This is a genomic window from Streptomyces sp. NPDC043896 (genome assembly GCF_056435605.1).
The window spans coordinates 63,269-85,820 of record NZ_JBWKEE010000001.1; the positions used below are offsets into that span (position 1 = coordinate 63,269).

Consider the following 22,552-nt stretch of genomic DNA (forward strand, 5'->3'; position numbering starts at 1 on the left):
GCGAAGCGAGCGGAGCGGGTCGCCGGCCGGTGGACGCCGTGGTGACCGTGGAGTAGTGGGGGTTTTGCTGTGATTGTCGGTGTGGGGATCGACGTGGCCGAGATCGAGCGGTTCGGCGCGGCGATGGAGCGGACGCCGCAGATGGCCCGGCGTCTCTTCCTCGACTCCGAGTTGACGCTGCCGAGCGGCGAGCGGCGCGGAACCGCCTCGCTCGCCGCCCGGTTCGCGGCGAAGGAGGCCCTGGCCAAGGCGCTGGGCGCGCCCGCCGGGCTGCTGTGGACCGACGCGGAGGTCTACGTGGAGGACACCGGGCAGCCCCGGCTGCGGGTGTCCGGGACGGTCGAGGCCCGGGCGCGGGCGCTCGGCGTGAAGTCCTGGCACATCTCGCTGAGTCACGACGCCGGCATCGCGTCGGCCGTGGTGATCGCCGAAGGTTAGTCCATGCGTACCGCCTACAGCGTGGAGACCGTACGGGCCGCCGAGCGCGAGCTGATGGCACGGCTGCCGGAAGGCGCCCTGATGGCCCGGGCCGCGGCCGGGCTGGCCGCCGTGTGCGCGGAGCTGCTGGCGCGGCGCCGGGGCCGGGTCTACGGGTCCCGGGTCGTGCTGCTGGCCGGCCCGGGGGACAACGGCGGCGACGCGCTGTACGCGGGCGCCCGCCTCGCGCGGCGCGGTGCCGGGGTGACGGCGGTGCCGATGGACCCGGCGCGGCTGCACCCGGGCGGGCTGGCCGCGCTGCGGGCCGCCGGGGGACGGGTCGCCGGGTCGGTGCCCGCGCGGGCCGACCTCGTCCTGGACGGGCTCACCGGCATCGGCGGCCGGGGCGGGCTGCGGCCGGCCGCGGCCGCGCTGGTGGAGGAGATCCCGGCGGGGGCCCTCGTGGTCGCCGTCGACCTGCCGAGCGGGGTCGACGCGGACACTGGGGAGGTCGGGGGCCCTGCGGTGTCGGCCGATGTCACGGTGACCTTCGGCGCGTACAAGCCCGGGCTGCTGATCGACCCCGGGGCCTCGCGGGCGGGCGCGGTGCGGCTCGTCCCCATCGGGCTGGAGCTGCCCGGCGGCCCGGCGGCGGAGCTGGAGGCGCTCCAGCACGCCGACGTGGCGCGGCTGCTGCCGGTGCCCGGGGCGTCCAGCGACAAGTACCGGCGGGGCGTCGTCGGGGTCGTCGCCGGGTCGGAGGAGTACCCCGGCGCGGCCGTGCTCGCCGTGGCGGGGGCCCTGCGGGGCGGCGCGGGCGCGGTGCGGTACGTGGGCCCGGCGGCGGACGCCGTGCTGGCGCGCCACCCCGAAGTGCTGGTCGGGCGGGGGCGGGTGCAGGCCTGGGTGGTCGGTCCCGGGCTCGGGTCCGGGCGGGCCGCCGAGGTCGAACGGGCCCTGGCCGACCGGGACGTGCCGGTGCTGGTCGACGCGGACGGGCTGCGCGGGCTGGACCCGGCGGTGGTGCGGGGACGCCGGGCGGCGACCCTGCTGACCCCGCACGCGGGGGAGGCGGCGGCGCTGCTGGGGGTGCCGCGGGAGTCGGTGGAGGCCGGGCGGCTGGCCGCCGTGCGGGAGCTGGCCGGGCGGTACGGGGCGGCGGTGCTGCTGAAGGGGTCGACGACGCTGATCGCCTCCGGCGGAGGCGGAGGCGGAGGCGGGGGCGGGGGCGGGGGTGCGGCCGTGCGGGTGAACCCGACGGGTACGCCGTGGCTGGCCACCGCCGGGAGCGGGGACGTGCTGTCCGGGCTGGCGGGGGCGCTGCTGGCGGGTGGGCTGGGCGGGGTGGACGCCGGGTCGGTGGGCGCGTACCTGCACGGGCTGGCCGGGCGGCTGGCGGCCGGGGGGCCGGCCGGCGGTGGGGCGCCGGTGGTGGCGCAGGAGGTGGCCGAGGCCCTGCCGGGTGCCTGGCGGTCGGTCCGCGCCTGACCCCCGGCCGGGGTTGCCGGCCCTGCGGTGCCGGCCCCTCCCCGCCCTTCCACCGTTCCCCGGGCTGCGCCCGGACCCCCTTCCGGGGGCTGCGCCCCGGCTTCCGCGCGTCGAACGCCGGCGGGGCCGGGCCCGGACCCCTTCCGGGGGCTGCGCGCCGGCTTCCGCGCCTCGAACGCCGGCGGGGCCGGGGGGCGAGTCGGGAAATACGGGCGAACCATGCCCGATCACCGGCGGGTACGGGTTCTGAGAGACTGTGGGCGATGAACGAGACACCGATGCGCGTGTACGCCGAGATCGATCTTGACGCAGTACGGGAGAACGTACGCGCCCTGCGCGCGCGGGCACCCCGGGCCGAGCTGATGGCCGTCGTCAAGGCGAACGCCTACGGGCACGGTGCCGTCCAGTGCGCCCGCGCAGCACAGGAGGCCGGTGCCACCTGGCTCGGCACCGCCACCCCCGACGAGGCGCTCGCCCTGCGCGCCGCCGGCGTCGAGGGCCGGATCATGTGCTGGCTCTGGACCCCCGGCGGGCCCTGGCGGGAAGCCGTCGAGGCCGGCATCGACGTGTCCGTCAGCGGGATGTGGGCCCTGGACGAGGTCCGGGCCGCCGCCCGCGCGGCCGGCCGTACCGCCCGTATCCAGCTCAAGGCCGACACCGGCCTCGGCCGCAACGGCTGCCAGCCCGCCGACTGGGCCGAACTGGTCGGCGCGGCCGTCGCCGCCCAGGCCGAGGGCACCGTCCGGGTCACCGGCGTCTGGTCCCACTTCGCGTGCGCCGACGAGCCCGGCCACCCGTCCATCCGGCTTCAGCTCGACGCCTTCCGCGACATGCTGGCCTACGCGGAGAAGGAGGGCGTCGACCCCGAGGTGCGGCACATCGCCAACTCGCCCGCGACGCTCACCCTCCCCGAGAGCCACTTCGACCTGGTGCGCACCGGCCTCGCCGTCTACGGCGTGTCCCCTTCACCCGAACTCGGCACCCCCGCCCAGCTCGGCCTGCGCCCCGCCATGACCCTCAAGGCCTCCCTCGCGCTGGTCAAGACCGTCCCCGCCGGGCACGGCGTCAGCTACGGCCACCACTACGTCACCGGGGCCGAGACCCACCTCGCCCTCGTCCCCGCCGGCTACGCCGACGGCCTCCCGCGCAGCGCCTCCGGCCGCGGGCCGGTGCTCGTCGCCGGCAAGGTCCGCCAGGCCGCCGGACGGATCGCCATGGACCAGATCGTCGTGGACCTCGGTGAGGACCTCGCCGAAGCCGGCGACGAGGCCGTCTTCTTCGGGGACGCCGAACGCGGCGAGCCGACCGCCGAGGACTGGGCTCAAGCGGCGCACACGATCGCGTATGAGATCGTCACCCGTATCGGAGGCCGGGTCCCCCGGGTCTACCTCGGCGAGTGAGGGCGGCGACGTCGTGAGCGAGAACTGGCGCAAGGCCGGCTGGGCCGGCGCCGCGATCGGCGTGCTGGCGGCGGGCGCCGCGGCCGGTGTCGCGGTCGAGCGGATCACCGTGGGGCGCGGCATCCGGATGAAGGCGCGCCTCGCGCTCGACGCCGCCGGGGACTACGGCTCCCTGCGCGGCACCGAGGGCGTCTGCCGCGCCGAGGACGGCACCGAGCTGTACTACGAGGTCGACGAGCTGCCCGAGGGCGGCAAGAAGCGCCGGCTGCGGCGCCGGAGCCCGGCGGAGGACGCCACCGTCGTCTTCTGCCACGGCTACTGCCTGGCCCAGGACTCCTGGCACTTCCAGCGCGCCGCGCTGCGCGGAGTCGTCCGCTCCGTGTACTGGGACCAGCGCAGCCACGGCCGCAGCGCCCGGGGCCTGGCCCAGGCCGACGGCGAGCCGGTGACCATCGACCAGCTCGGCCGCGACCTGAAGGCCGTCATCGACGCCACCGCGCCCGAGGGCCCGCTCGTCCTCGTCGGCCACTCCATGGGCGGCATGACCGTGATGGCGCTCGCCGAGCAGTTCCCCGAGCTGGTGCGCGACCGCGTGCTCGGCGTGGCCCTCGTCGGCACCTCCAGCGGCCGGCTCGACGAGGTGACGTACGGGCTGCCCTCCCTCGGACTGGGCGCGGTGCGCCGCATCCTGCCCGGTGTGCTGAAGGCGCTCGGCTCCCAGGTCGAACTGGTGGAGAAGGGCCGCAGGGCCACCGCCGACCTCTTCGCCGGCATGATCAAGATGTACTCCTTCGGCTCCCGCGACGTGGACCCGGGCGTGGCGCGCTTCGCCGAGCGGCTGATCGAGGCGACCCCGATCGACGTGGTCGCGGAGTTCTACCCGGCCTTCCAGACCCACGACAAGAGCGCCGCCCTCCAGCGGTTCGCGGACATGCCCGTCACCGTCGTCGCCGGCGACCGGGACATGATCACCCCGGCCGGGCACAGCGTGACCATCAAGGAGGAGCTGCCCGCCGCCGAGCTGGTGGTCCTGGAGGACACCGGGCACCTGATGATGCTGGAGCGCCCCGACATCGTGACCGGCCTGCTGACCGGTCTCCTGGCGCGGACCGGAGCCCTGCCCGCAACGGCTAACGTTGGGGGACATGGAAGAAGTACCGCGGGAAGCGCCGCGCAGCCCGGCCGCTGAGGCCCTGGCCGAGGCCGCCGCAGAAACCCTGATCACCGTCGACTCGCCCGCCTCCATGCAGGAGCTGGGCCGCAGGATCGCCGGCCTGCTGCGCCCCGGCGACCTGGTCCTGCTGACCGGCGAACTCGGCGCGGGCAAGACCACCCTGACCCGGGGGCTGGGGGAGGGGCTCGGCGTGCGCGGGGCCGTGACCTCGCCGACCTTCGTGATCGCCCGGGTCCACCCGTCGCTGGGCGACGGTCCGCCACTGGTGCACGTGGACGCGTACCGGCTCGGCGGCGGGCTCGACGAGATGGAGGACCTGGACCTCGACGTCTCGCTGCCCGAGTCCGTGGTCGTCGTGGAGTGGGGCGACGGCAAGGTCGAGGAGCTCTCGGACGACCGGCTGCACGTGGTGATCGGGCGCGCCGTCGGCCACGAGGAGGTCCTGGACGACGTGCGCGAGGTCGCGCTGCGCGGCGTCGGCGCGCGGTGGGCCGGCGCGGAGCTGGCGGCGCTGTCCGCGCGGTAGCCGCCGCACTGCCGCACCGCCGCACCGCCGTGGTTCCGGCCACCCGTCCGACAACGTACCGACAAGTCGTCGGGAAGATATTGCGTTGGCGCGGGCTCGCGTGATGACATGGTACCGAGCGCTGGTTAGGGTTACCTAAGTGCGGCGTCCCGGGGTCTCAGGAGGCAGCCATGTCGGCAGCAGGAGCAGAGCGAGCGCCCGTCGTGTCCATGCGGGCCCTGCTCGCGGCGGGCGTGGCCGCCACGGCGGTGTCCACGCCGCCCGCCCGCACGGAGGCGGAACCGGAGGCGGACGCCGTGCGCGGCGAGGACGCGGAACAGGCCGCCCCTGAACCGGAAGCGGCCTGATACCCACGTTCGGGTGAATCACCCCGCGTGGTGCGGCGCGTCGTGCGCGCCGCCCCCGGCCGGGGGCGGCACCAGGGACACCAGGGGCACCGTCAGGCGATGACGACGACCTTCGTGTCCCGCGTCGCGAAGGCCCACATCGCGTCGCCGTCGGCGCGTGCCATGCGGATGCCGCCGGTCTTCTTCGAGAGGTCCGGCTCCGGCATCGTGCCGTCCACGCGGGCGCTGAAGCCGATCGCGATTCCCTCGGTGGTGGTGAACCGCACGACGTGCTCGATCGGCACCCCGTCCGTGCCGGTGACCGTCGCCGCGCGGGAGGTGACCACGTAGTTACCGGGCGCCGGGTGCACCGTGCTCGGCATGACCGTGAACGTCCGCGGCTCCTTGCCGTCCTCCGTGACCAGCCACACCCTCTTCTGGGACACCGCGTACACCACCCGCACGCCCGTCCCCGAGTCGGCCGGCACCGTCGCCGGCTTCGCCGGCTCCTGCTTGGCCGGGGGCTGGTTCTGGGCCGCGGCCGGAGCCTGCCCGGCGGGCTTCGCGGGGAGCGCGGGCGCCGTCGCGGAGGCCTGGTAGCCCAGGAAGCCGATGGCGACGAGCGCCGCCGCGGTGAGCCCGGCCACGATTCCCGAGCTGCTGCTTGCCACCTTGCTCCACCTCTCCGCGCCCCGGATCGTCGAACTCTCGGGCGACCCGCGTGTGTACCCGGTCGAAAGGTAGCAGCCGGGCCCCGTCCCGACCGGCCGCAAGGCCCTGGGGCCGGGGAGTCGTAGGCTGTTCGCGTGCTCTTGCTCGCCGTAGATACCGCCACGCCCGCCGTCACCGTCGCCCTGCACGACGGGGAATCCGTCCTCGCCGAGTCGAACCAGGTCGACGCCCGCCGCCACGGGGAGCTCCTGCTGCCCTCCGTGGACCAGGTCCTCGCCGAGGCCGGGATCAAGCTCGAAGCCGTCACCGGCATCGTCGTCGGCGTCGGCCCCGGCCCCTACACCGGACTCCGCGTCGGCCTCGTCACCGCCTCCACCTTCGCCGCCGTCCTCGGCGTCCCCGTACACGGCCTGTGCACCCTCGACGGGCTCGCGTACGCCGCGGGAACCGCCGGGATCGAGGGCCCCTTCACCGTCGCCACCGACGCGCGGCGCAAGGAGGTCTACTGGGCGCGCTACGAGGACCCGCGCACCCGGGCCGGCGAGCCCGCCGTCGACCGCCCGGCCGACATCGCCGAGCAGGTCGCCGGCCTCCCGGCCGTCGGCCAGGGCGCCGCCCTCTACCCGGACGTCTTCCCCGACGCGCGCGGCCCCGTGCACCAGTCGGCCGCGGCCCTGGCCGCCCTGGCCGCCGAACGCCTCGCGACGGGTGCGGAATTCCTCCCTCCGACCCCGCTCTACCTGCGCCGCCCCGACGCGCAGGTCCCCAAGAACTACAAGGTGGTCACCCCGCAGTGACGGCCCCGACCGCAGTGCTCCGCGAGATGCGCTGGTGGGACATCGAACCGGTGCTGGAGCTGGAACACGAGCTCTTCCCCGACGACGCCTGGTCGGCCGGGATGTTCTGGTCCGAACTCGCCCACGCGCGCGGCGCACGGGCCACCCGCCACTACGTCGTCGCCGAAGAGCCCGGGACCGGCCGCCTCGTCGGCTACGCCGGACTGGCCGCCGCCGGCGACCTGGGCGACGTACAGACCATCGCCGCCGCCAAGGACCAGTGGGGCACGGGCCTCGGCGCCCGGCTCCTCACCGACCTGCTGCGCGCCGCGACCGCCTTCGAATGCGCCGAGGTGCTGCTGGAAGTACGGGTGGACAACACCCGCGCCCAGCGGCTCTACGAGCGGTTCGGCTTCGAGCCGATCGGCTTCCGGCGCGGCTACTACCAGCCCGGCAACGTCGACGCGCTCGTGATGCGCCTGACCGACCCGGCACAGACCAGAACCGAAAACCCTGAGAGCAGTGAGAGCAATGGCTGACGAACCGCTCGTCCTCGGCATCGAGACCTCCTGCGACGAGACCGGCGTCGGCGTCGTCCGCGGCACCACCCTGCTGGCCGACGCGGTCGCGTCGAGCGTCGACGAACACGCCCGCTTCGGCGGGGTCGTGCCCGAAGTGGCCTCCCGCGCGCACCTGGAGGCGATGGTCCCCACCATCGAGCGCGCCCTGAAGGAGGCCGGGGTCAGCGCCCGCGACCTCGACGGCATCGCCGTCACCGCAGGTCCGGGCCTCGCGGGGGCGCTGCTGGTCGGCGTCTCGGCGGCCAAGGCGTACGCGTACGCGCTCGGCAAACCGCTGTACGGGGTCAACCACCTCGCCTCCCACATCTGCGTCGACCAGCTGGAGCACGGGCCGCTGCCCGAGCCGACCATGGCGCTGCTCGTGTCCGGCGGGCACTCCTCGCTGCTGCTCGCCCCCGACATCACCAGCGACGTACGGCCCCTGGGCGCCACCATCGACGACGCGGCGGGCGAGGCCTTCGACAAGATCGCGCGCGTGCTGCACCTGGGCTTCCCCGGCGGTCCGGTCATCGACCGGCTCGCGAAGGAGGGCGACCCGAAGGCCATCAACTTCCCGCGCGGGCTGACGGGGCCGCGCGACGCGGCGTACGACTTCTCCTTCTCCGGCCTCAAGACGGCGGTGGCCCGCTGGATCGAGGCCAAGCGCAACGCGGGCGAGGAGGTGCCGGTGCGCGACGTGGCGGCGTCCTTCCAGGAGGCCGTGGTCGACGTGCTGACCCGCAAGGCGATCCGCGCGTGCAAGGACGAGGGCGTGGACCACCTGATGATCGGCGGCGGCGTCGCGGCCAACTCCCGGCTGCGCTCGCTCGCGCAGGAGCGCTGCGACGCCGCGGGCATCATCCTGCGCGTGCCGCGGCCGAAGCTGTGCACCGACAACGGCGCGATGGTCGCGGCGCTGGGCGCGGAGATGGTCAAGCGCAACCGGCCGGCCTCCGACTGGGACCTGTCGGCGGACTCCTCGCTGCCGGTGACCGACCCGCACGTGCCGGGCACGTCGCACGAGCACGGGGACTCTCACGGGCACGGGCACGGGCACGGCCACGGGCACTCGCACGACCACGACCACGTGCACGAGCTCAGCAAGGACAACCTCTACTCGTGAGCACCGTCGCGCTGATGTGGGAGGCCCGGGCCGTCGAGGGCCGGGGCAACGAGCTCATGGAGTGGGCCCGGGCGCAGGTCCTCGCCCGGGAGCCGGTACGCCGCGAGGTGCTGCGCGCCCCGCAGGACCGGGTGCTCGTGATCACCTGGTGGGAGGCCCCGGAGGGCCTGGCGGCTGAGCTGCCCGAGCTGCCCGAACCGGCCGCCGACCTGATCACCCGGGCGGTGCACCGCTGGCGGTTCGAGTCGGTGGAGACCACGGGCGCCGGTACGGGCTGACGCGCTGGTCGGGGCGCTGGTCGGGGCGCAGGTCGGGCCGCAGGTCGGGCCGCAGGTCGAGGAGTGCTGCGGTGAAGCTCGAAGCACCGCCGTTAGGGTCATGCGCATGCCGACACTCCCTGGCCGTGAGCTTCCGCCTCCGCCGCCGCCCGCGCACCTGCGCGAGTGGCTGGACGAGGGCGTCGTACGGGCCGACCGTGCGCGTTTCCTCGCGGACCTGAGCCGGCGGAACCTGGGGCTCGGGCGGCTGCTGTCGCTCTGGGGCGTCGCGGCGGCCTTCTCGCTCGGCTGGACCCTCCTCGGGCTGGCCGTGACGGCCTTCGAGGCGGGCGGCGGGCCGGGCGGACTCGGCGGCGTCGCGTGCTCCGCGGCCGGGGCCGCCGTACTGCTGTGGGCGGGGCTCCGCTTCGCGCGGGGCGCCCGGCAGGAGCGGCGGATGCGGCAGCTGCTGTGCGCCTGGGTCCTGGCGGGGCCCGACCCCGAGACCGACGCCCGCCTGCGCGCCCCGGCCCGCAGCGCGGTGTGGCTGACGGCCTCCCTGGCGCTGGGCGGCTTCGGGCTGTGGCTGGCCTTCGCGTCGGCCGCCGGGGCGCGCCCGGGCACGGACACGTACGGGGAGGTGGCGTACTTCACGGGCTTCGGCATGATCCTGTGGATCACCGCCCTGCTGGGCCTGGCCAAGGCGGCGGCGTACCACCGCTGGACCCACACCCCCGCCCCCCGGCCGCCGGACCGCCCCGCCCTCCGGGCAACGAACTCCAGCCTCGCCGGCGCCTGACCCGGGGCCGGCTCGCGCAGCCGGCCGGCTTCGGCCCCGCCGGCGCTCGGGGCGCCGGGCCCCGTCGGACCGGCCGCCACCCGGGCGGGGCGGCGGCGGGACCCCGCTACCCCCGGCCGGGGGAAGGGTGGCCGATCAGCATCGACGGCGCCCCCGCCACCCGCGTGAGGAACACCGTCGCGGAGTTCGGCCCCTGCGGCTTGACCTTCTTGCGGAGCTCCTCCGGCTCGATCGCGGACCCCCGCTTCTTCACCGTCAGGATCCCGACCCCCCGCTCCCGCAGCAGCGCCTTCAGCTTCTTCAGCCCGAACGGCAGCACGTCCGTGATCTCGTACGCCGTCGCGTACGGCGTCTCCCGCAGCTCGTCGGCGGTGATGTAGGCGATGGTCGGGTCGATCAGCCGCCCGTCCAGCTGCCCGGCGACCTCCGCGACGAGGTGCGCGCGGATCACGGCCCCGTCGGGCTCGTACAGCCAGCGTCCCACCGGCCCCGCCTCGGGGTCCGGCAGCGGCTCGGCGGTCTCCAGCCCGACCGGCCCCGGCAGCAGGGTGGCCCGTACCGTGCCGGGGGCGGTGCCGAACCACAGCACGGCCTCCTTCACGTCCCCGTGGTCGGAGATCCACTCGGCCTCGGCCTCGGCGGGCACCGCCTCGTGCGGGATCCCGGGCGCGATCTTGATGGCCGCGACCTTCGCCGCGCGGGCCGTCTCCACGGCCCAGGACAGCGGCGGCGAGTACGACTCCGGGTCGAAGACGCGGCCGCGCCCGCCCCGCCGCGCGGGGTCGACGAAGACGGCGTCGTACGAGGACACGTCGACCGCCGTCACGTCGGCCTCCCGGACCTCGATCAGGTCCGCCAGCCCCAGCGCCTCGGCGTTGGCCCGGGCCACGGCCACCGTCAGGGGGTCGAGGTCGACCGCCAGCACCCGGATCCCGCGCCGGGCCAGCGCCAGCGCGTCCCCGCCGATCCCGCAGCACAGGTCCGCGACGCTCCGTACGCCCAGTGCCGCGAGCCGCTCGGCGCGGTACGCGGCCACCGGCGCGCGGGTGGCCATCTCACCGCCGCCGGGCGTGAAGTACATCCGGAACGCGTCCTCGGCCCCGAACTTCGCCACCGCCCGCTGCCTCAGCCGGGCCTGCCCCAGCGCGGCCGACACCAGCCCTGCGGGGTGCTCGCGGCGCAGCCGGGTGGCCACGGCCAGCTCCTGGGCGGGGTCGTAGTCGCGGAGCGAGTCGAGGAGAGCGCGGCCCTCGGGGGTGAGGAGCGCGGCGAAGTCTTCGGGGGTCACCGGTCCATTGTGGGCCAGCCGGTGGAAGGCGGGGGTCCGGCCGTGGTGTCGTCCGGGGCGGCGAGCCGCGTGGTGAAAAGATCCGCAGCTATGCAGCTTGTACGACAAAAGGGAAATACTTCGCAGTTTGGTCACCGGCCCACGGGATACCCGCGCGGCCGGTACGGGGTGGCCCTGGCCGCACTGCTGGTCGCCGCCCTGGGCACGGGGTGCGGCGCCACGGAGCCCGAGAAGCCGGCCAAGGGCAAGCCCGGCCAGGGCGCGGAGGCGGGCGGCGCGGCCGGCGCGCTCGCCAACCCCGCCGAGAAGCTCAAGGCCGCCCAGCAGGCCCGGATCGCCATGGCGAAGAAGTGGCGGCTCGCCAAGACGCCGCTCCTGGCCCCGCCCGCGCCGAAGGAGAAGCCCGAGATCACCACGCGGGAGGGCTTCGAGGTCGAGGACCAGGACGAACTGCCCCCGGTCTTCACCACCATCCCCACCGAGGACAAGGTCGTCTTCCTGACCGTGGACGACGGGGCCGAGAAGGACCCCGAGTTCATCAGGATGATGCGGGAGCTGAAGATCCCGTACACGGCGTTCCTCAGTGACTACCTCGTGCGCGAGAACTACCCCTACTTCAAGGAGATGCAGGCGGCGGGCGTCACCCTGAACAACCACACCCTCAACCACCGCTACATGCCAGGACTCTCCTACGAGCAGCAGCGCGAGGAGATCTGCGGCCAGCAGGACACCATCCAGAAGCAGTTCGGCAAGCGGCCCACGCTCTTCCGCCCGCCCTACGGCAACTACAACCAGGACACCCTGAAGGCCGCCAAGTCGTGCGGCATCAAGGCGGTTCCGCTGTGGAACGCCGAGGCGTTCGTGAACCGCATGGACTACCGCGAATGGGACCGCGACCTGCACCCGGGCGACATCATCCTCACGCACTTCCGGGGCCGGGAAGACTGGAAGGGCACGATGCCTGACATGATCCGTCATGTCATGAAGACCGTCACGGACAAGGGATACGCCGTGGCCCGCCTGGAGGACTACTTGTGAGGTACGCGCGCCGGCTGGTGGCCGGGACGCTGACGGCCGGCGCGCTCGCGCTGTCCCTGACGGGATGCGGGAACAGCGTGGATCCCATCGAACGGCTGGGCCGCAAGACCGCGCAGGACACCGCGTCCCCGTCGGCCTCCCCGTCCGCACCGGCCCCCGCGGCGAGCTCCGCGCAGGCCGGTTCGGCGGGGGACGAGGCCTACCGCAAGTGGGGTCTGAAGGCCCCCCTCCAGTACGCCCCCAAGCCTGCCCAGCGGCCGCAACTCCCCAAGGCCGCCCCGGGCAAGGCCGCCGTACTGGACCGAATACCCGTCGCGCCGACGGAGAAGGTCGTCTTCCTGACCTTCGACGACGGCGCGGAGAAAGACCCCGAGTTCCTGAAGATGGCGGCGGAACTGAAGCTGCCGATCAGCATGTTCCTGACGGACAACGTGGCCTCCTCGGACTACGGCCACTTCGAGAAGCTCCGCGACAACGGTTCCGGCAGCACGATAAACAACCACACCCTGACCCACCCGAACCTCCGCACCCTGCCCTACGCGGCGCAGAAGAAGGAGATATGCGGGCAGCAGGACCACCTGGAGAAACGCTTCGGCAAGCGCCCGCCCCTCTTCCGCCCGCCGTTCGGCAACTACAACGACGACACCCTCAAGGCCGCCGCCGAATGCGGGGCCCAGACGGTGGTCCTGTGGCGGGCGTCGATGCAGATCAACGACTTCCAGTACGCGGAAGGCTCCGCCCTCAAACCCGGCGACATCGTCCTGGCCCACTTCCGCGGCCCGTCGGAACTCAAGGGCGCGACGGAAACCCAGATGACGACCCGCATGCTCCAGCGGATCCAGGACCAGGGCTACAAGATAGGCCGCCTGGAGGACTACCTGTAGGGGGCGGGGCTGCCCACCCCCTCTCCTGCCGGGCGGGGTGCGGTGGGCGGTATCCCCTTGGGCGGGGTCGGGGAGGTGCTGGGGGTTTCCCGTCAGTCCCATCGTCGTTCCGTGTCGGGCCGGCCTGTCAAGGGCGCTCCCTTCGGTCGCGTCACTTCGTGATCGCCTTCGGCGACCCTTGACAGGCCGACCCGCCCCGGAAAGCCGAAAGACTGCCGGGAAACCCCCAAAAGAACGGTCACGGGGCAGAAGAGGGAGGGACGGGCCTGTCATGGACGAGACGAGGGACCGGGCCATGGCCGGCCGGGCATCCGGGCGGCCTTGAACCCCGGTTCAGGGCCGGGGGTGCGGCTACCTGCACGGGAGGTTGATCAGAGCGACCTGCGGACCACCCAAGCGCGACGGATCGCTACGCGCTCCTCCCGGCCAAGCGTCCGACGACCGTCCGGGGCTGATACCTGCAGGAGAGGACGAACAGATCGACCTGGGAGCCGGCAGACGCGGCAGATCGCTACGCGCTCCTCCCGGATTGGCGTCCGGCGGCCGTCCGGGGCTGATCATGATCTACGAATGACGTCAGGCAGGCTCGATGTTGGCGACGGCGGTGGAGAACTCCCGACCGGACGCGCCGCGAACGTAGGCGAGTTCCATCCAGTGCTCGGCGGTCGTGTCCGAAACGTTCTCGTTGATCACGGCCATCAGCTCGCCCTCCGCGCCGGATGCGATATCGCGGACGCGACGACACAGAAGCCGATGGGGCAGGTACTCGTAGCGCTCACCCATTGAGCAGCCCTTTGAGGACGATGCGCGCGGCCAGGGGGGGGCAGGATCACGGTGTCCAGGGAGTCCGCAGCGGACACATCCAGCTCGGGGGTTCGCTGCCGGCAGTGGACCGGATCATGGCTGACCGTCCAGCGCAGAGCACGTGGCCGGCGGGACAGGTTGGGTCTTCGACGCGGGCAGTCTCGTGAGACATCACACGCATGGTCACCTCGCCAGCAGTTCGTAGGTAGCGAGAAGTGAATCGTCGCAGGACCGGGCGCTCCAGGCGGTGGAGGGGCATGTGTCTGGCACGGCTGGCGCGGGCGGCCCTCGGTACCGCCGATCTCGATCGTACGGATGTGGCTGCAAAGGAGTCGTTGCGGCTGATCGAAGCCGGACAGACGTCTACCCGTCCGCGTCGCCGGCTCGTGTTCGTTCGAGAAGGTCCAGAATGCCCCACAGGCCCTGGCGACCATGGACCTGCTCACCACCCACATCGCATGAACGGAGTTCCGATGACCGCGCGGACGTTCACCGAGATCAGCTTCACCCGCGATGCCGCCCACCGGGCCCGTTCGATCACGGACGAACTGCTGGCCGTCTACGCCGAGGTGTACGACACCCCTCCCTACGCGGGCGACCCGTTCTTCTCGGTGGAGACCTATGACTCCCGCCTGCGGGCCGCCTACGACATGGACGGCTTCGAGGTCGTCACCGCGCACCTGCCGGACGGCACCCTCGCCGGGTACGTCCACGGCGTGACCCTCACCCCGGACCGTGCTTGGTGGGAATCCCTCCTGAGGGAGGAGAAGGTTCCCGCAGATGCCAGGAAGGCCGCAGAAGCGGGCGACGTGTTCTGGCTGAGGGAACTCATGGTCCTCCCCACCCACGCCGGCCGAGGACTCGGCCGCGCCCTCCACGACACGATGGTCGGTGGCCGCCAGGAGCCTTGGACCACCCTCACTTGCATCGTCGACAACGAGCCCGCCCGCTCCGCCTACCCGCGCTGGGGCTACGAAGTGATCGGCCGCATCAAGCACGCCCCCGAATCGCCGGTCTACGACGCCATGCTCCTGCCGCCCCGGTGACACCCGCCGGGGCTGTCCCGCGCACCGCTGCCTCTGATGCACGCATCAGCCCCGGACGGCCGCCGGACGCCAATCCGGGAGGAGCGCGTAGCGATCCATCGCGCTTGGGTGGTCCGCAGGTCGCTCTGATCAACCTCCCTTGCAGGTAGCCGGGCCCCCGGCCCTGAATCAGTGCTCAAGGCCGCCCGGATGCCCGGCGGGCCGGCTCCCGGCCCCTCGCCTCAGCACTGAGGGACCCGCTCCTCCCTCTTCTGCCCCGTGACCGTTCTTTTGGGGGTTTCCCGGCAGTCTTTCGGCTTTCCGGGGCGGGTCGGGCTGTCAAGGGTCGCCGAAGGCGATCACGAAGTGACGCGACGAAGGAGCGCCCTTGACAGGCCGGCACGACACGGAACGACGATGGGACTGACGGGAAACCCCCAGCCCCTCCCCGACCCCGCCCCAGGGGCCACCGCCCCCGCACCCCGCCCGGCAGGCGAGGGGGTGGGCAGCCCCAGCCCCCGCCCCCCTACCCCGCCGCGCGGTCGTTGAGCGGGCGGCGGCGTCGGGACGGGTCGGTGAGGGCGAGTGGCTGCCAGACGCCGTCCGGGTGGTAGAGGTTGGTGCCCGGCGGGACGATCTCGTCGATCCGGTCCAGCACCGCGTCGTCCAGGACCAGGTCGGCCCCCTTCAGCGCGGCTTCCAGCTGCCCGGCCGTGCGCGGGCCGATGATGACCGAGGTGACGGCCGGGTGCGCGAGGGGGAAGGCGAGGGCGAGCTCCGGCACCGTCCGGCCGATCCCGTCCGCCACCTCCGCGAGCTTCTCGACGGCCTCCAGCTTGGCGACGTTCCCCGGGATGGACATGTCGAAGCGCGCGGGGTGCAGCGCCGCCCGGCCCGTGGTCATGTCGATGTCACGGCCCAGCCGGTGCTTGCCGCTCAGGAAGCCGGACGCCAGCGGGCTCCAGGTCAGCACCCCCATGCCGTGGCGCTGCGCGACGGGCAGGACGTCCCGTTCGATGCCGCGCGCGAGGATCGAGTACGGCGGCTGCTCGGTCCGCGGACGCGGCAGCGCGCGGCGCTCCGCGACGTGGTGTGCCTCGGCGATCTCCGCGGCGGGGAAGGTGGAGCAGCCGAAGGCACGGATCTTCCCGGCTCGGACGAGGTCGCCGAGGACGGCCAGGGTCTCCTCGATGTCGGTCGAGGGGTCGGGACGGTGTACCTGGTACAGGTCGATCCAGTCGGTGTCGAGGCGCCGGAGGCTGTCCTCGACGGCCCGGGTGATCCAGCGCCGCGAGTTGCCGCTGCGGTTGCGGCCCTCGCCCATCTGGAAGTGCACCTTGGTGGCGAGTACGACGTCGTCCCGGCGCCCCTTGAGCGCCTTGCCGACGATCGTCTCGGACTCGCCGGCGGAGTACATGTCGGCGGTGTCGACGAAGTTGATGCCCTGGTCGAGGGCGGTGTGGATGATGCGCGCGCAGTCTTCGTGATCGGGATTGCCGATCGCGCCGAACATCATCGTGCCGAGGCAGTACGTGCTCACCTCGATGCCGGTGCCGCCCAGGTTTCGGTATCGCATGGTCATACCGGCGGACTCTAGGAGTTCGAGCGGACTCCAGGTCAACCCCTCGCGGCCGGCGGCCCGGCGGCCCCGTCGTCCGGTTCGGCCGTCAGGATGGCGAGGAGTCCGGGGAAGCGGGCCTCGATGTCCGCTCGGCGAAGGCCTGCCATCCGGCTGTTGCCCCGGTCGACCTGGTGGATCAGGCCGGCCTCCCGCAGGGTGCGGAAGTGGTGGGTGACCGTCGCCTTCGAGACCGGCAGGGCGAAGGAGGCGCAGGTGCGCGCCGTTCCTTCGGGGGCGGTGGCCAGCTCGCGCACCACGCGGCGGCGCAGTGGATCGGCGAGTGCGGACAGCACCTTGCCGAGCGCGATCTCCTCGACGTCCGGATGGCCCTCGTCGTCGGGCATGGCGACCTCCCTCAGGTATGGACTGGATCTTACCTCCGGCGGCTGCTACCGTCCGAGAGGTACGAACCAGCTCGTACCTACCTGTGGGGGAGAACCTTGATGGACCAGCTCGTCACAGTCGTCGGCGTCGCCCGCCCCAAGCCCGAACGCGCCGCGGAGCTCATGGAGCTTCTGCTCTCCTTCGTCGAGCCCACGCGGCGGGAGCCGGGCTGCCTGGAGTACCACTTCCACGAGGACCGCGAGGAGCCCGGCGTCTTCGTGTTCTACGAGGTGTGGCGCAGCCAGGCCGACCTGGACGCCCACCTGGCGCTGCCGCACCTGCGGGAGTTCTGGGAACGCCGGATGGACTACCTGGCCACGGACCTGGAGCTCCGCTTCGTGGAGATGCGCAGCCCGCACGGCCACTAGGCCCTGCCCTTCCGGCCTTGTGGCAAGATCGCGGAATGCTGCGACTGACCGATTTCATCATCGACTGCCCGGACACGATGAAGCTGGCCGCCTTCTACTCCGAGGTGACGGGGCTCCCGGTCAAGGAGGGCAGCAACGAGCACTGGGCCGGCATCCGGTTCGGCGAGATCGAACTGGCCTTCATCCAGGTGGAGGACTACCGCGCCCCGCAGTGGCCCGACAGCGAGCATCCCAAGCAGTTCCACCTCGACTTCGAGGTCGACGACATCGAGGCCGAACAGGGTCGTGTCCTGGCCCTCGGCGCGACCCTCCGGCGGGACTGCGTCGACCCCGACGGCTACGGCTTCCGCGTCTACGTCGACCCCATCGGCCACCCCTTCTGCCTCTGCCGCAACAAGGGTGTCACCTGGACCGATCAGGGCCCCGTCTGGCCCGAGCGCGACTAGTCGCCCCACGGGCCCAACGCCCCACGGGCCCAACGCCCCACGGGCCCAACGCCCCACGGGCCCAACGCCTCACCGGCCCATCGCCCCACCGCCCCCCCGGCTCCGGCTCTCGGCCCGCGCCGAGAGCCCCTACCGAAGCGCCGCTCCCGCGCCCGCCGCTCCCGCGCCCGCCACCACCGGGGTGATCGTGGTTTCCGCCGGGCCGCGGGCGTCCGCTTCGCGTTGGCGTTCCGCGCTGTCGCTGATGCGCAGCAGCAGGGCGATCATGATCCAGTTGGCCAGGAGCGAGGAGCCGCCCTTCGCCAGGAAGGGCAGGGCCTTGCCGGTCAGCGGGATCAGGCCCGTCACGCCGCCGGCGACCACGAAGACCTGGAGCGCCAGTGCCGCCGCCAGGCCCACCGCCAGCAGCTTGCCGAACGGGTCCCGCGCGGCCAGCGCCATCCGCAGGCCCCGCTGCACCAGCAGGGCGTAGACGATCAGGACGGCCATGACCCCGGCCAGGCCGAGCTCCTCGCCCACGGTCGTCAGGATGAAGTCGCTGCGCCCCGCGAACTTGATCAGCTCCGGGTGACCCATCCCGAGGCCGGTGCCCGAGACGCCGCCCGTGCCGAAGCTGAACAGGGCCTGCGCGGACTGCTCCGAGTTCAGGCCCTCCGGGGGGTTCGGCGAGTAGATCGCCAGCGGGTTCAGCCAGGCGGCGACGCGCGCCTTGACGTGCGGTTCGGTCGAGCCCACCACGAAGGCGCCCACCGCCGCCATGAGCAGGCCGCACACGATCCAGCTGGTGCGCTCGGTGGCCACGTACAGCATGACCACGAAGACGCCGAAGAAGATCAGCGACGTGCCGAGGTCGCGCTCGAAGACGAGCACGAGCAGCGAGATGATCCACACCGTGATGATCGGCCCGAGCTGGCGCATCGGCGGCAGCCGCATGCCCAGGAACTTCCGGCCCGTCAGCGCCAGGGAGTCGCGGTGGATGACGAGGTACCCCGCGAAGAAGATCGCGATCATGATCTTCACGAACTCGCCCGGCTGGAGCGAGAAGCCGAAGAGGATGATCCACCGCTTCGCGCCGTACGTGTCCGCGCCGAAGAACGCCGGCGCGATCAGCAGCACCAGTGCGACGGCCATGGTGATGTAGATGAACCGCTGGAGCAGCCGGTGGTCGCGCAGCAGCGCCACCACCAGCAGGCACGCGGCGACCCCGACCACCGTCCACATCAGCTGGTCGGGCGCGTTGGCCACGGAGTTCCACCGCTCGATGTAGCCCTGGTCGAGCCGGTGGATCAGCACCAGCCCGAGCCCGGTCAGCAGCATGGCGAGCGGGAAGATCAGCGGGTCCGCGTACGCCGCGAACCGGCGGATCCCCAGGTGTCCCACCAGTGACAGCAGCGTCATGCTGATCACGAAGCTGGTGAGGTGCTGCGGCAGCTCGCCGTTCATGGCGAGTCCGGCGCTGACGTGGCCGAAGACGGCGGTGCCGATGACCAGGGCGAGCAGCAGTGCTTCGGTGCGGCGCCGGGCGCCCGACACCGACGAGGGCCTCAGTCCACGCACGGGACGCCGCCGCCGTCGATGACGTCCTTCTCCTTCTCCTCCTGCGGCGCAGGGGCGGGCGCGGGCGGCGGCGGGGCGGACGACGGGGGCGAGGAAGTGGCGGACGGGGACGGGGAAGAAGCGGAAGCGGACGGCACGGCGTCCGGCGCACCCGGGGTCGTCGCAGTGGTCGGACCGGGACCGATCTGCTCGGCAATGAGGCGCTTTATCTTCATATCATCTACGACGTTGATGTCCTCCCCATGGTTCCTTCCGAAGCCCTCCACCGGAAGTGTCGTGAATTGCACTTTGCCTCCGGAGAGGTTCTTCGCCTGCTTCACGAACGACATCAGGTCCCACCCCTCGTCCGTCACGACGTCCTGTTTCGCGGTGTCGATCAGCTTTATCAGCTTCACCGGATCCGCGAAGGTCCCCACCGAATTCAGCTTCTGCGTCGCACCCGCAAGGAAGGCCTGCTGCCGCTTCGTCCGGTCCAGGTCGCCCCCGGCCAGACCGTGCCGCTGCCGTACGAAGGCCAGGGACTGCTGCCCGTTCAGGGTCTGCCGGCCCGCCGGGAAGTCGGCGCCCGAGTACCTGTCCTTCACCGGCTTCCTCAGGCACACCGGTACGCCGCCCAGCGCGTCCGCCAGGTGGTAGAAGCCCGCCAGGTTCAGCTCGGCGAAGTGGTCGACCGGGACGCCCAGGAAGTTCCGCACCGTCTCGATCTGCGCCCTGCGCCCCGCCTCGCGCCCTTCCCGCTCCAGCCGGCGGCGGTCCTTGACCCCTTGCCGGGAGAGCTGCTCCTCCTTCGCCGCCTTCGCCAGCCCGTACGCCTTTTTGATCTTGTCCTTGTGGCCCGGGGTCTCTCCCGCCATCTGCACGAAGTCGTCGCGCGGTATCGAGAAGGCCTTCGCCTCGCCGCCGTCGCCCGGTACGTGCAGCAGGATCATGGTGTTCGCGTTGTAGCCGCCGATGTCCGAACCGCCGGCGTGCAGCTTGTCGAGGACCTGCTCCGGCAGCGGCTCGCCGTTCTGGTCGCGGCGGCTGTCCAGCCCGAGCAGCAGGATGTTCACATCGCCGTGGGCGGACTTCTCGGCGCCGTCCAGGGCCTTGGAGCTGCCGATGCCGGCGGCCAGGTCGTGGTAGGCGTACCAGATGCCGCCGCCCGCCATCACCGCCAGGGCGCAGCCCGTGAGCAGCAGCGTGCGCCCGAGCCGCCGGCGCCGGGAGGGCCTGCGGTGGCCGGTGGTCTTCCTCCGTCGCGCACTCATACCGCCCGATCCTGACGCAGCGGCGCTGAAGGAATCCTGAAACCCGACCCCGGTCAGCGGCCGCCCCGCCCCGACGGGATCCGCAGCTCCAGCCGCGCGCCCCGCCCCCCGGCTCCCGCCAGGGCGCGTACGCCGCCCCCGTGCGCCCGGGCGATCTCGCGGGTGATGGCCAGCCCCAGCCCGGTGCCGCCGCCGGCCCGGCCCCGGTCCGCGTCGAGCCGTACGAACCGCTCGAAGACCCGGTCCCGGTCCGCCCGCGGGATCCCCGGGCCGTCGTCGGCGACCTCCAGCACCGCCCAGCCGTCCCGCGCGGCCGCCCGCACCACCACCTCGGCGTCCGCGTACCGCAGGGCGTTGTCCACCAGGTTGGCGAGGGCCCGCTCCAGCCGCGCCGGATCCCCGTACGCCGGTACGGGCGCGGGCGCCTCCAGCCGCAGCGGCACCCGGGGCGCGGGCCGGCGCGCCGCGTCCTCCGCCGCCAGCAGCGCCAGGTCCACCGGCTCGGGGCGCGGCGCGGGTCCGCCGTCGAGGCGGGCCAGCAGGAGGAGGTCGGCGGCGATCCGCTGGAGCCGCTCGGTGTCGGTCAGCGCGGCGGCGACCGACGCCCGGTCGGGGCGCGGCATGGCGAGGGCCACCTCCAGCCGGGAGCGCACCGCGGCCAGGGGGTTGCGCAGCTCGTGCGAGGCGTCGGCGGTGAACTGGCGCTGCCGGGCGTCCGAGCGCTCCAGCCGGTCGAGGGTGTCGTTGACGGTGCGCGCCAGCAGGCCGATCTCGTCGGCGCCGCCGGGGTCGGGCACGCGCCGGCCGAGCTCGCTCGCGGTGACGGCGGCGAGCCCGGTGCGGATCGCGGTGACGGGGCGCAGCGCGCGCCCGGTGGCCCACCAGGCGAGGGCCGCCGCGAAGGCGGTCAGCGGGGGAGCGCCGAGGAGGAGGCCGGTGGCGACGGCGCGGGTGGCGTCGTCGACGTCGCCGAGCACGGTCACCGCGTACACGGTGTGCGGGTCGTGCGCGTCCGGCGGGCCGGGGGCCTCGACCGCGACGACCACGTGCCGCTGCGCGCCGGGGCGGGCGGGCGGCAGTACGGCCGAGCGGGAGTCCTGGCCGGGCCCGGGGCGGAGCCCGTCGAGGCGCGGCGGGTCCTTGGGCGCTCCGGCGGCGGTGCTGGCGACCTCGCGGCCCCGGGCGTCCCGTACGAGGACCAGGTCCACCCCGCCCTCGGGCGCGGGCAGCCGGCCGCCGGGCGGGAGGGTCCGGGTGTCGAGCTGGGCGGCGACCTTGCGCGCGGCGAGCTCGGTGCGGCCGGTGGTGTTGTCGAGGAGGTTGGCGCGCATGAGGGTGTACAGCCACAGCCCGCCGGCGGCGAGGACCGCGGCCATCGCGAGGGCGGCGGCAAGGGCGGTCCGCGCCCGGAGACCGCCGACGCGCGGACCTGCGACGCGCGGGCCGCCGACGCGCGGGCTCCCGCTACCCACCGTCGGGCGCCATCCGGTAGCCGGTGCCGTGGACGGTGAGGATGGAGCGGCGGCCGAAGGGGGCGTCGATCTTCCTGCGCAGGGAGGAGACGTAGACCTCGACGATGTTCGGGTCGATGCCGTGCGGGGAGTCCCACACCTCGTCGAGGACGTCCTGCTTGGGGACCGCCGTGCCGGGCCGGCGCATCAGGCAGGCGAGGACGCCCAGCTCGCGGGCGGTGAGTTCGATGTCGTGCGTGCCGCGGCGGCAGCGACGGCCCGGAGGGTCGAGAAAGAGGTCCCCGGCCCGGAGCACGGGGGGTTCGGGGGCGGCCGCGCGGCGGACGAGGGCGCGCAGGCGGGCGGCCAGGACCACGGAGGAGAAGGGCTTGGTGAGGTAGTCGTCGGCGCCGGCGTCGAGGCCCTCGGCCTCGTCGTACTCGCCGTCGCGGGCGGTCAGCATCAGGACGGGGGTGGGGTCGCCGTGGGCGCGCATCCGGGCGCATATCCCGGTGCCGTCGGTGCCGGGGAGCATCCGGTCGAGGACGACGACGTCGTACGGGCCGCCGGTGAGGGCCAGTTCGAGGCCGCGGTGGCCGTCGTGGGCGACCTCGACGCGGTGGCCTTCGGCGGACAGGCCCTGACGGAGGGATTCGGCCAGGTTCTCTTCGTCTTCGACCACGAGGATGCGCACCCCCCAAGCCTCACATACCGGGCAGCGGATCCCCGGGCCCCGGCGCCCGGCGGGGCAGTGCCGGCCGGGTCGGGGTTCAGCCGAACGGGGGGTTCGGCGGCCGGAATACGTGGAACCGGCGGACCGTGTTGGCACTCCGCTTGACCGAGTGCTAATCGCCGGAATAGTCTCGCACCTGGCACTCGCCCCCGGTGAGTGCCAACACAGCGACAGGCAGGTCCGGC

At 73.3% G+C, this 22,552-nt stretch carries 24 protein-coding genes and 1 pseudogene; 16 read left to right on the plus strand and 9 right to left on the minus strand.

Annotation, left to right across the window (positions count from 1 at the left end):
• The first annotated feature begins 69 nt into the window (after nt 1-69).
• The 6 genes from AC069X_RS00370 to AC069X_RS00395 all read left to right on the plus strand — a co-directional run bounded on the left by AC069X_RS00370 (nt 70) and on the right by AC069X_RS00395 (nt 5,352).
• A complete protein-coding gene (locus AC069X_RS00370; RefSeq protein ID WP_478723527.1) occupies nt 70-438 on the plus strand; it encodes a holo-ACP synthase in 369 nt (122 codons plus the stop codon).
• A 3-nt stretch (nt 439-441) separates the two neighbouring features.
• Entirely contained in the window at nt 442-1,905 is a 1,464-nt protein-coding gene (locus tag AC069X_RS00375; RefSeq protein WP_478723528.1) for an NAD(P)H-hydrate epimerase, read from the plus strand.
• 263 nt (nt 1,906-2,168) lie between these two features.
• Nucleotides 2,169-3,305, plus strand: a complete 1,137-nt coding sequence (alr, locus tag AC069X_RS00380; RefSeq protein ID WP_478723530.1) for an alanine racemase — start codon at nt 2,169-2,171, stop codon at nt 3,303-3,305.
• A complete protein-coding gene (locus tag AC069X_RS00385; RefSeq protein WP_478723532.1) occupies nt 3,250-4,494 on the plus strand; it encodes an alpha/beta fold hydrolase in 1,245 nt (414 codons plus the stop codon). Before alr ends, AC069X_RS00385 begins: the two co-directional genes overlap by 56 nt.
• Complete coding sequence (gene tsaE, locus AC069X_RS00390; RefSeq protein ID WP_478723533.1) at nt 4,451-5,005, plus strand: tRNA (adenosine(37)-N6)-threonylcarbamoyltransferase complex ATPase subunit type 1 TsaE; 555 nt, start codon at nt 4,451-4,453, stop codon at nt 5,003-5,005. Before AC069X_RS00385 ends, tsaE begins: the two co-directional genes overlap by 44 nt.
• Nucleotides 5,006-5,175: 170 nt before the next feature.
• The gene (locus tag AC069X_RS00395; RefSeq protein ID WP_478723534.1) at nt 5,176-5,352 is read left to right on the plus strand and encodes a hypothetical protein; all 177 of its coding nucleotides are present in this window, start codon (nt 5,176-5,178) and stop codon (nt 5,350-5,352) included.
• Nucleotides 5,353-5,444: 92 nt separating this feature from the next.
• Here the strand turns inward: AC069X_RS00395 and AC069X_RS00400 are convergent, their stop codons facing one another.
• On the minus strand, nt 5,445-6,002 hold the full coding sequence (locus AC069X_RS00400; protein ID WP_478723536.1) for a hypothetical protein: 558 nt from the start codon (nt 6,000-6,002) through the stop codon (nt 5,445-5,447).
• 135 nt (nt 6,003-6,137) lie between these two features.
• On the opposite strand from AC069X_RS00400, the gene tsaB reads away from it, so the two are divergent.
• From tsaB to AC069X_RS00425, 5 genes are all read left to right on the plus strand, one after another.
• Nucleotides 6,138-6,800, plus strand: a complete 663-nt coding sequence (gene tsaB, locus AC069X_RS00405; RefSeq protein ID WP_478723538.1) for a tRNA (adenosine(37)-N6)-threonylcarbamoyltransferase complex dimerization subunit type 1 TsaB — start codon at nt 6,138-6,140, stop codon at nt 6,798-6,800.
• Nucleotides 6,797-7,318 (plus strand): ribosomal protein S18-alanine N-acetyltransferase, encoded by a 522-nt coding sequence (gene rimI, locus AC069X_RS00410; RefSeq protein WP_478723540.1) that lies wholly within the window; start codon nt 6,797-6,799, stop codon nt 7,316-7,318. The genes tsaB and rimI overlap by 4 nt, the downstream gene beginning before the upstream one ends.
• Complete coding sequence (tsaD, locus tag AC069X_RS00415; RefSeq protein ID WP_478723541.1) at nt 7,311-8,462, plus strand: tRNA (adenosine(37)-N6)-threonylcarbamoyltransferase complex transferase subunit TsaD; 1,152 nt, start codon at nt 7,311-7,313, stop codon at nt 8,460-8,462. Before rimI ends, tsaD begins: the two co-directional genes overlap by 8 nt.
• Entirely contained in the window at nt 8,459-8,740 is a 282-nt protein-coding gene (locus AC069X_RS00420; protein WP_478723543.1) for a hypothetical protein, read from the plus strand. The genes tsaD and AC069X_RS00420 overlap by 4 nt, the downstream gene beginning before the upstream one ends.
• A 106-nt stretch (nt 8,741-8,846) precedes the next feature.
• A complete protein-coding gene (locus AC069X_RS00425; protein ID WP_478723545.1) occupies nt 8,847-9,518 on the plus strand; it encodes a hypothetical protein in 672 nt (223 codons plus the stop codon).
• Between the two features lie 106 nt (nt 9,519-9,624).
• Here the strand turns inward: AC069X_RS00425 and AC069X_RS00430 are convergent, their stop codons facing one another.
• On the minus strand, nt 9,625-10,806 hold the full coding sequence (locus AC069X_RS00430; RefSeq protein ID WP_478723547.1) for a class I SAM-dependent methyltransferase: 1,182 nt from the start codon (nt 10,804-10,806) through the stop codon (nt 9,625-9,627).
• A 90-nt stretch (nt 10,807-10,896) separates the two neighbouring features.
• Between AC069X_RS00430 and AC069X_RS00435 the strand changes: the two genes are divergently transcribed.
• Together AC069X_RS00435 and AC069X_RS00440 are read left to right on the plus strand one after the other, a co-directional pair.
• Nucleotides 10,897-11,844 carry a polysaccharide deacetylase family protein gene (locus AC069X_RS00435; RefSeq protein WP_478723549.1) on the plus strand — a complete coding sequence of 316 codons (948 nt, stop codon included), beginning with the start codon at nt 10,897-10,899 and terminating at the stop codon, nt 11,842-11,844.
• A gap of 14 nt (nt 11,845-11,858) precedes the next feature.
• Nucleotides 11,859-12,728: a polysaccharide deacetylase family protein gene (locus AC069X_RS00440; RefSeq protein ID WP_478724316.1), complete on the plus strand. Its 870-nt coding sequence runs from the start codon at nt 11,859-11,861 to the stop codon at nt 12,726-12,728.
• Nucleotides 12,729-13,239: 511 nt separating this feature from the next.
• Here the strand turns inward: AC069X_RS00440 and AC069X_RS00445 are convergent.
• Nucleotides 13,240-13,511: pseudogene (locus tag AC069X_RS00445) on the minus strand (hypothetical protein).
• A gap of 494 nt (nt 13,512-14,005) precedes the next feature.
• Here AC069X_RS00445 and AC069X_RS00450 point away from each other — a divergent pair.
• Nucleotides 14,006-14,578, plus strand: a complete 573-nt coding sequence (locus tag AC069X_RS00450) for a GNAT family N-acetyltransferase (RefSeq protein WP_478723551.1) — start codon at nt 14,006-14,008, stop codon at nt 14,576-14,578.
• A 505-nt stretch (nt 14,579-15,083) separates the two neighbouring features.
• Here AC069X_RS00450 and AC069X_RS00455 read toward each other — a convergent pair.
• Together AC069X_RS00455 and AC069X_RS00460 are read right to left on the minus strand one after the other, a co-directional pair.
• Nucleotides 15,084-16,133 (minus strand): aldo/keto reductase, encoded by a 1,050-nt coding sequence (locus AC069X_RS00455; protein WP_478724318.1) that lies wholly within the window; start codon nt 16,131-16,133, stop codon nt 15,084-15,086.
• Nucleotides 16,134-16,174: 41 nt separating this feature from the next.
• A complete protein-coding gene (locus tag AC069X_RS00460) occupies nt 16,175-16,522 on the minus strand; it encodes an ArsR/SmtB family transcription factor (protein WP_478723553.1) in 348 nt (115 codons plus the stop codon).
• 99 nt (nt 16,523-16,621) lie between these two features.
• On the opposite strand from AC069X_RS00460, the gene AC069X_RS00465 reads away from it, so the two are divergent.
• Entirely contained in the window at nt 16,622-16,930 is a 309-nt protein-coding gene (locus AC069X_RS00465) for a putative quinol monooxygenase (protein WP_478723555.1), read from the plus strand.
• A 35-nt stretch (nt 16,931-16,965) separates the two neighbouring features.
• A complete protein-coding gene (locus tag AC069X_RS00470; RefSeq protein WP_478723557.1) occupies nt 16,966-17,376 on the plus strand; it encodes a VOC family protein in 411 nt (136 codons plus the stop codon).
• 129 nt (nt 17,377-17,505) lie between these two features.
• On the opposite strand, the gene AC069X_RS00475 is transcribed toward AC069X_RS00470, so the two are convergent.
• Genes AC069X_RS00475 through AC069X_RS00490 form a run of 4 tightly spaced genes read right to left on the minus strand, consistent with a single transcriptional unit; the run spans nt 17,506 to nt 22,328 of the window.
• The gene (locus AC069X_RS00475; protein ID WP_478723559.1) at nt 17,506-18,933 is read right to left on the minus strand and encodes an FtsW/RodA/SpoVE family cell cycle protein; all 1,428 of its coding nucleotides are present in this window, start codon (nt 18,931-18,933) and stop codon (nt 17,506-17,508) included.
• Nucleotides 18,921-20,183, minus strand: a complete 1,263-nt coding sequence (locus AC069X_RS00480; RefSeq protein ID WP_478723561.1) for an LCP family protein — start codon at nt 20,181-20,183, stop codon at nt 18,921-18,923. The genes AC069X_RS00475 and AC069X_RS00480 overlap by 13 nt, the downstream gene beginning before the upstream one ends.
• Nucleotides 20,184-20,236: 53 nt before the next feature.
• Nucleotides 20,237-21,655, minus strand: coding sequence for a sensor histidine kinase (locus AC069X_RS00485; RefSeq protein WP_478723563.1), 1,419 nt, complete (start codon nt 21,653-21,655; stop codon nt 20,237-20,239).
• Nucleotides 21,648-22,328, minus strand: a complete 681-nt coding sequence (locus tag AC069X_RS00490; protein WP_478723565.1) for a response regulator transcription factor — start codon at nt 22,326-22,328, stop codon at nt 21,648-21,650. Before AC069X_RS00490 ends, AC069X_RS00485 begins: the two co-directional genes overlap by 8 nt.
• Nucleotides 22,329-22,552 lie beyond the last annotated feature (224 nt).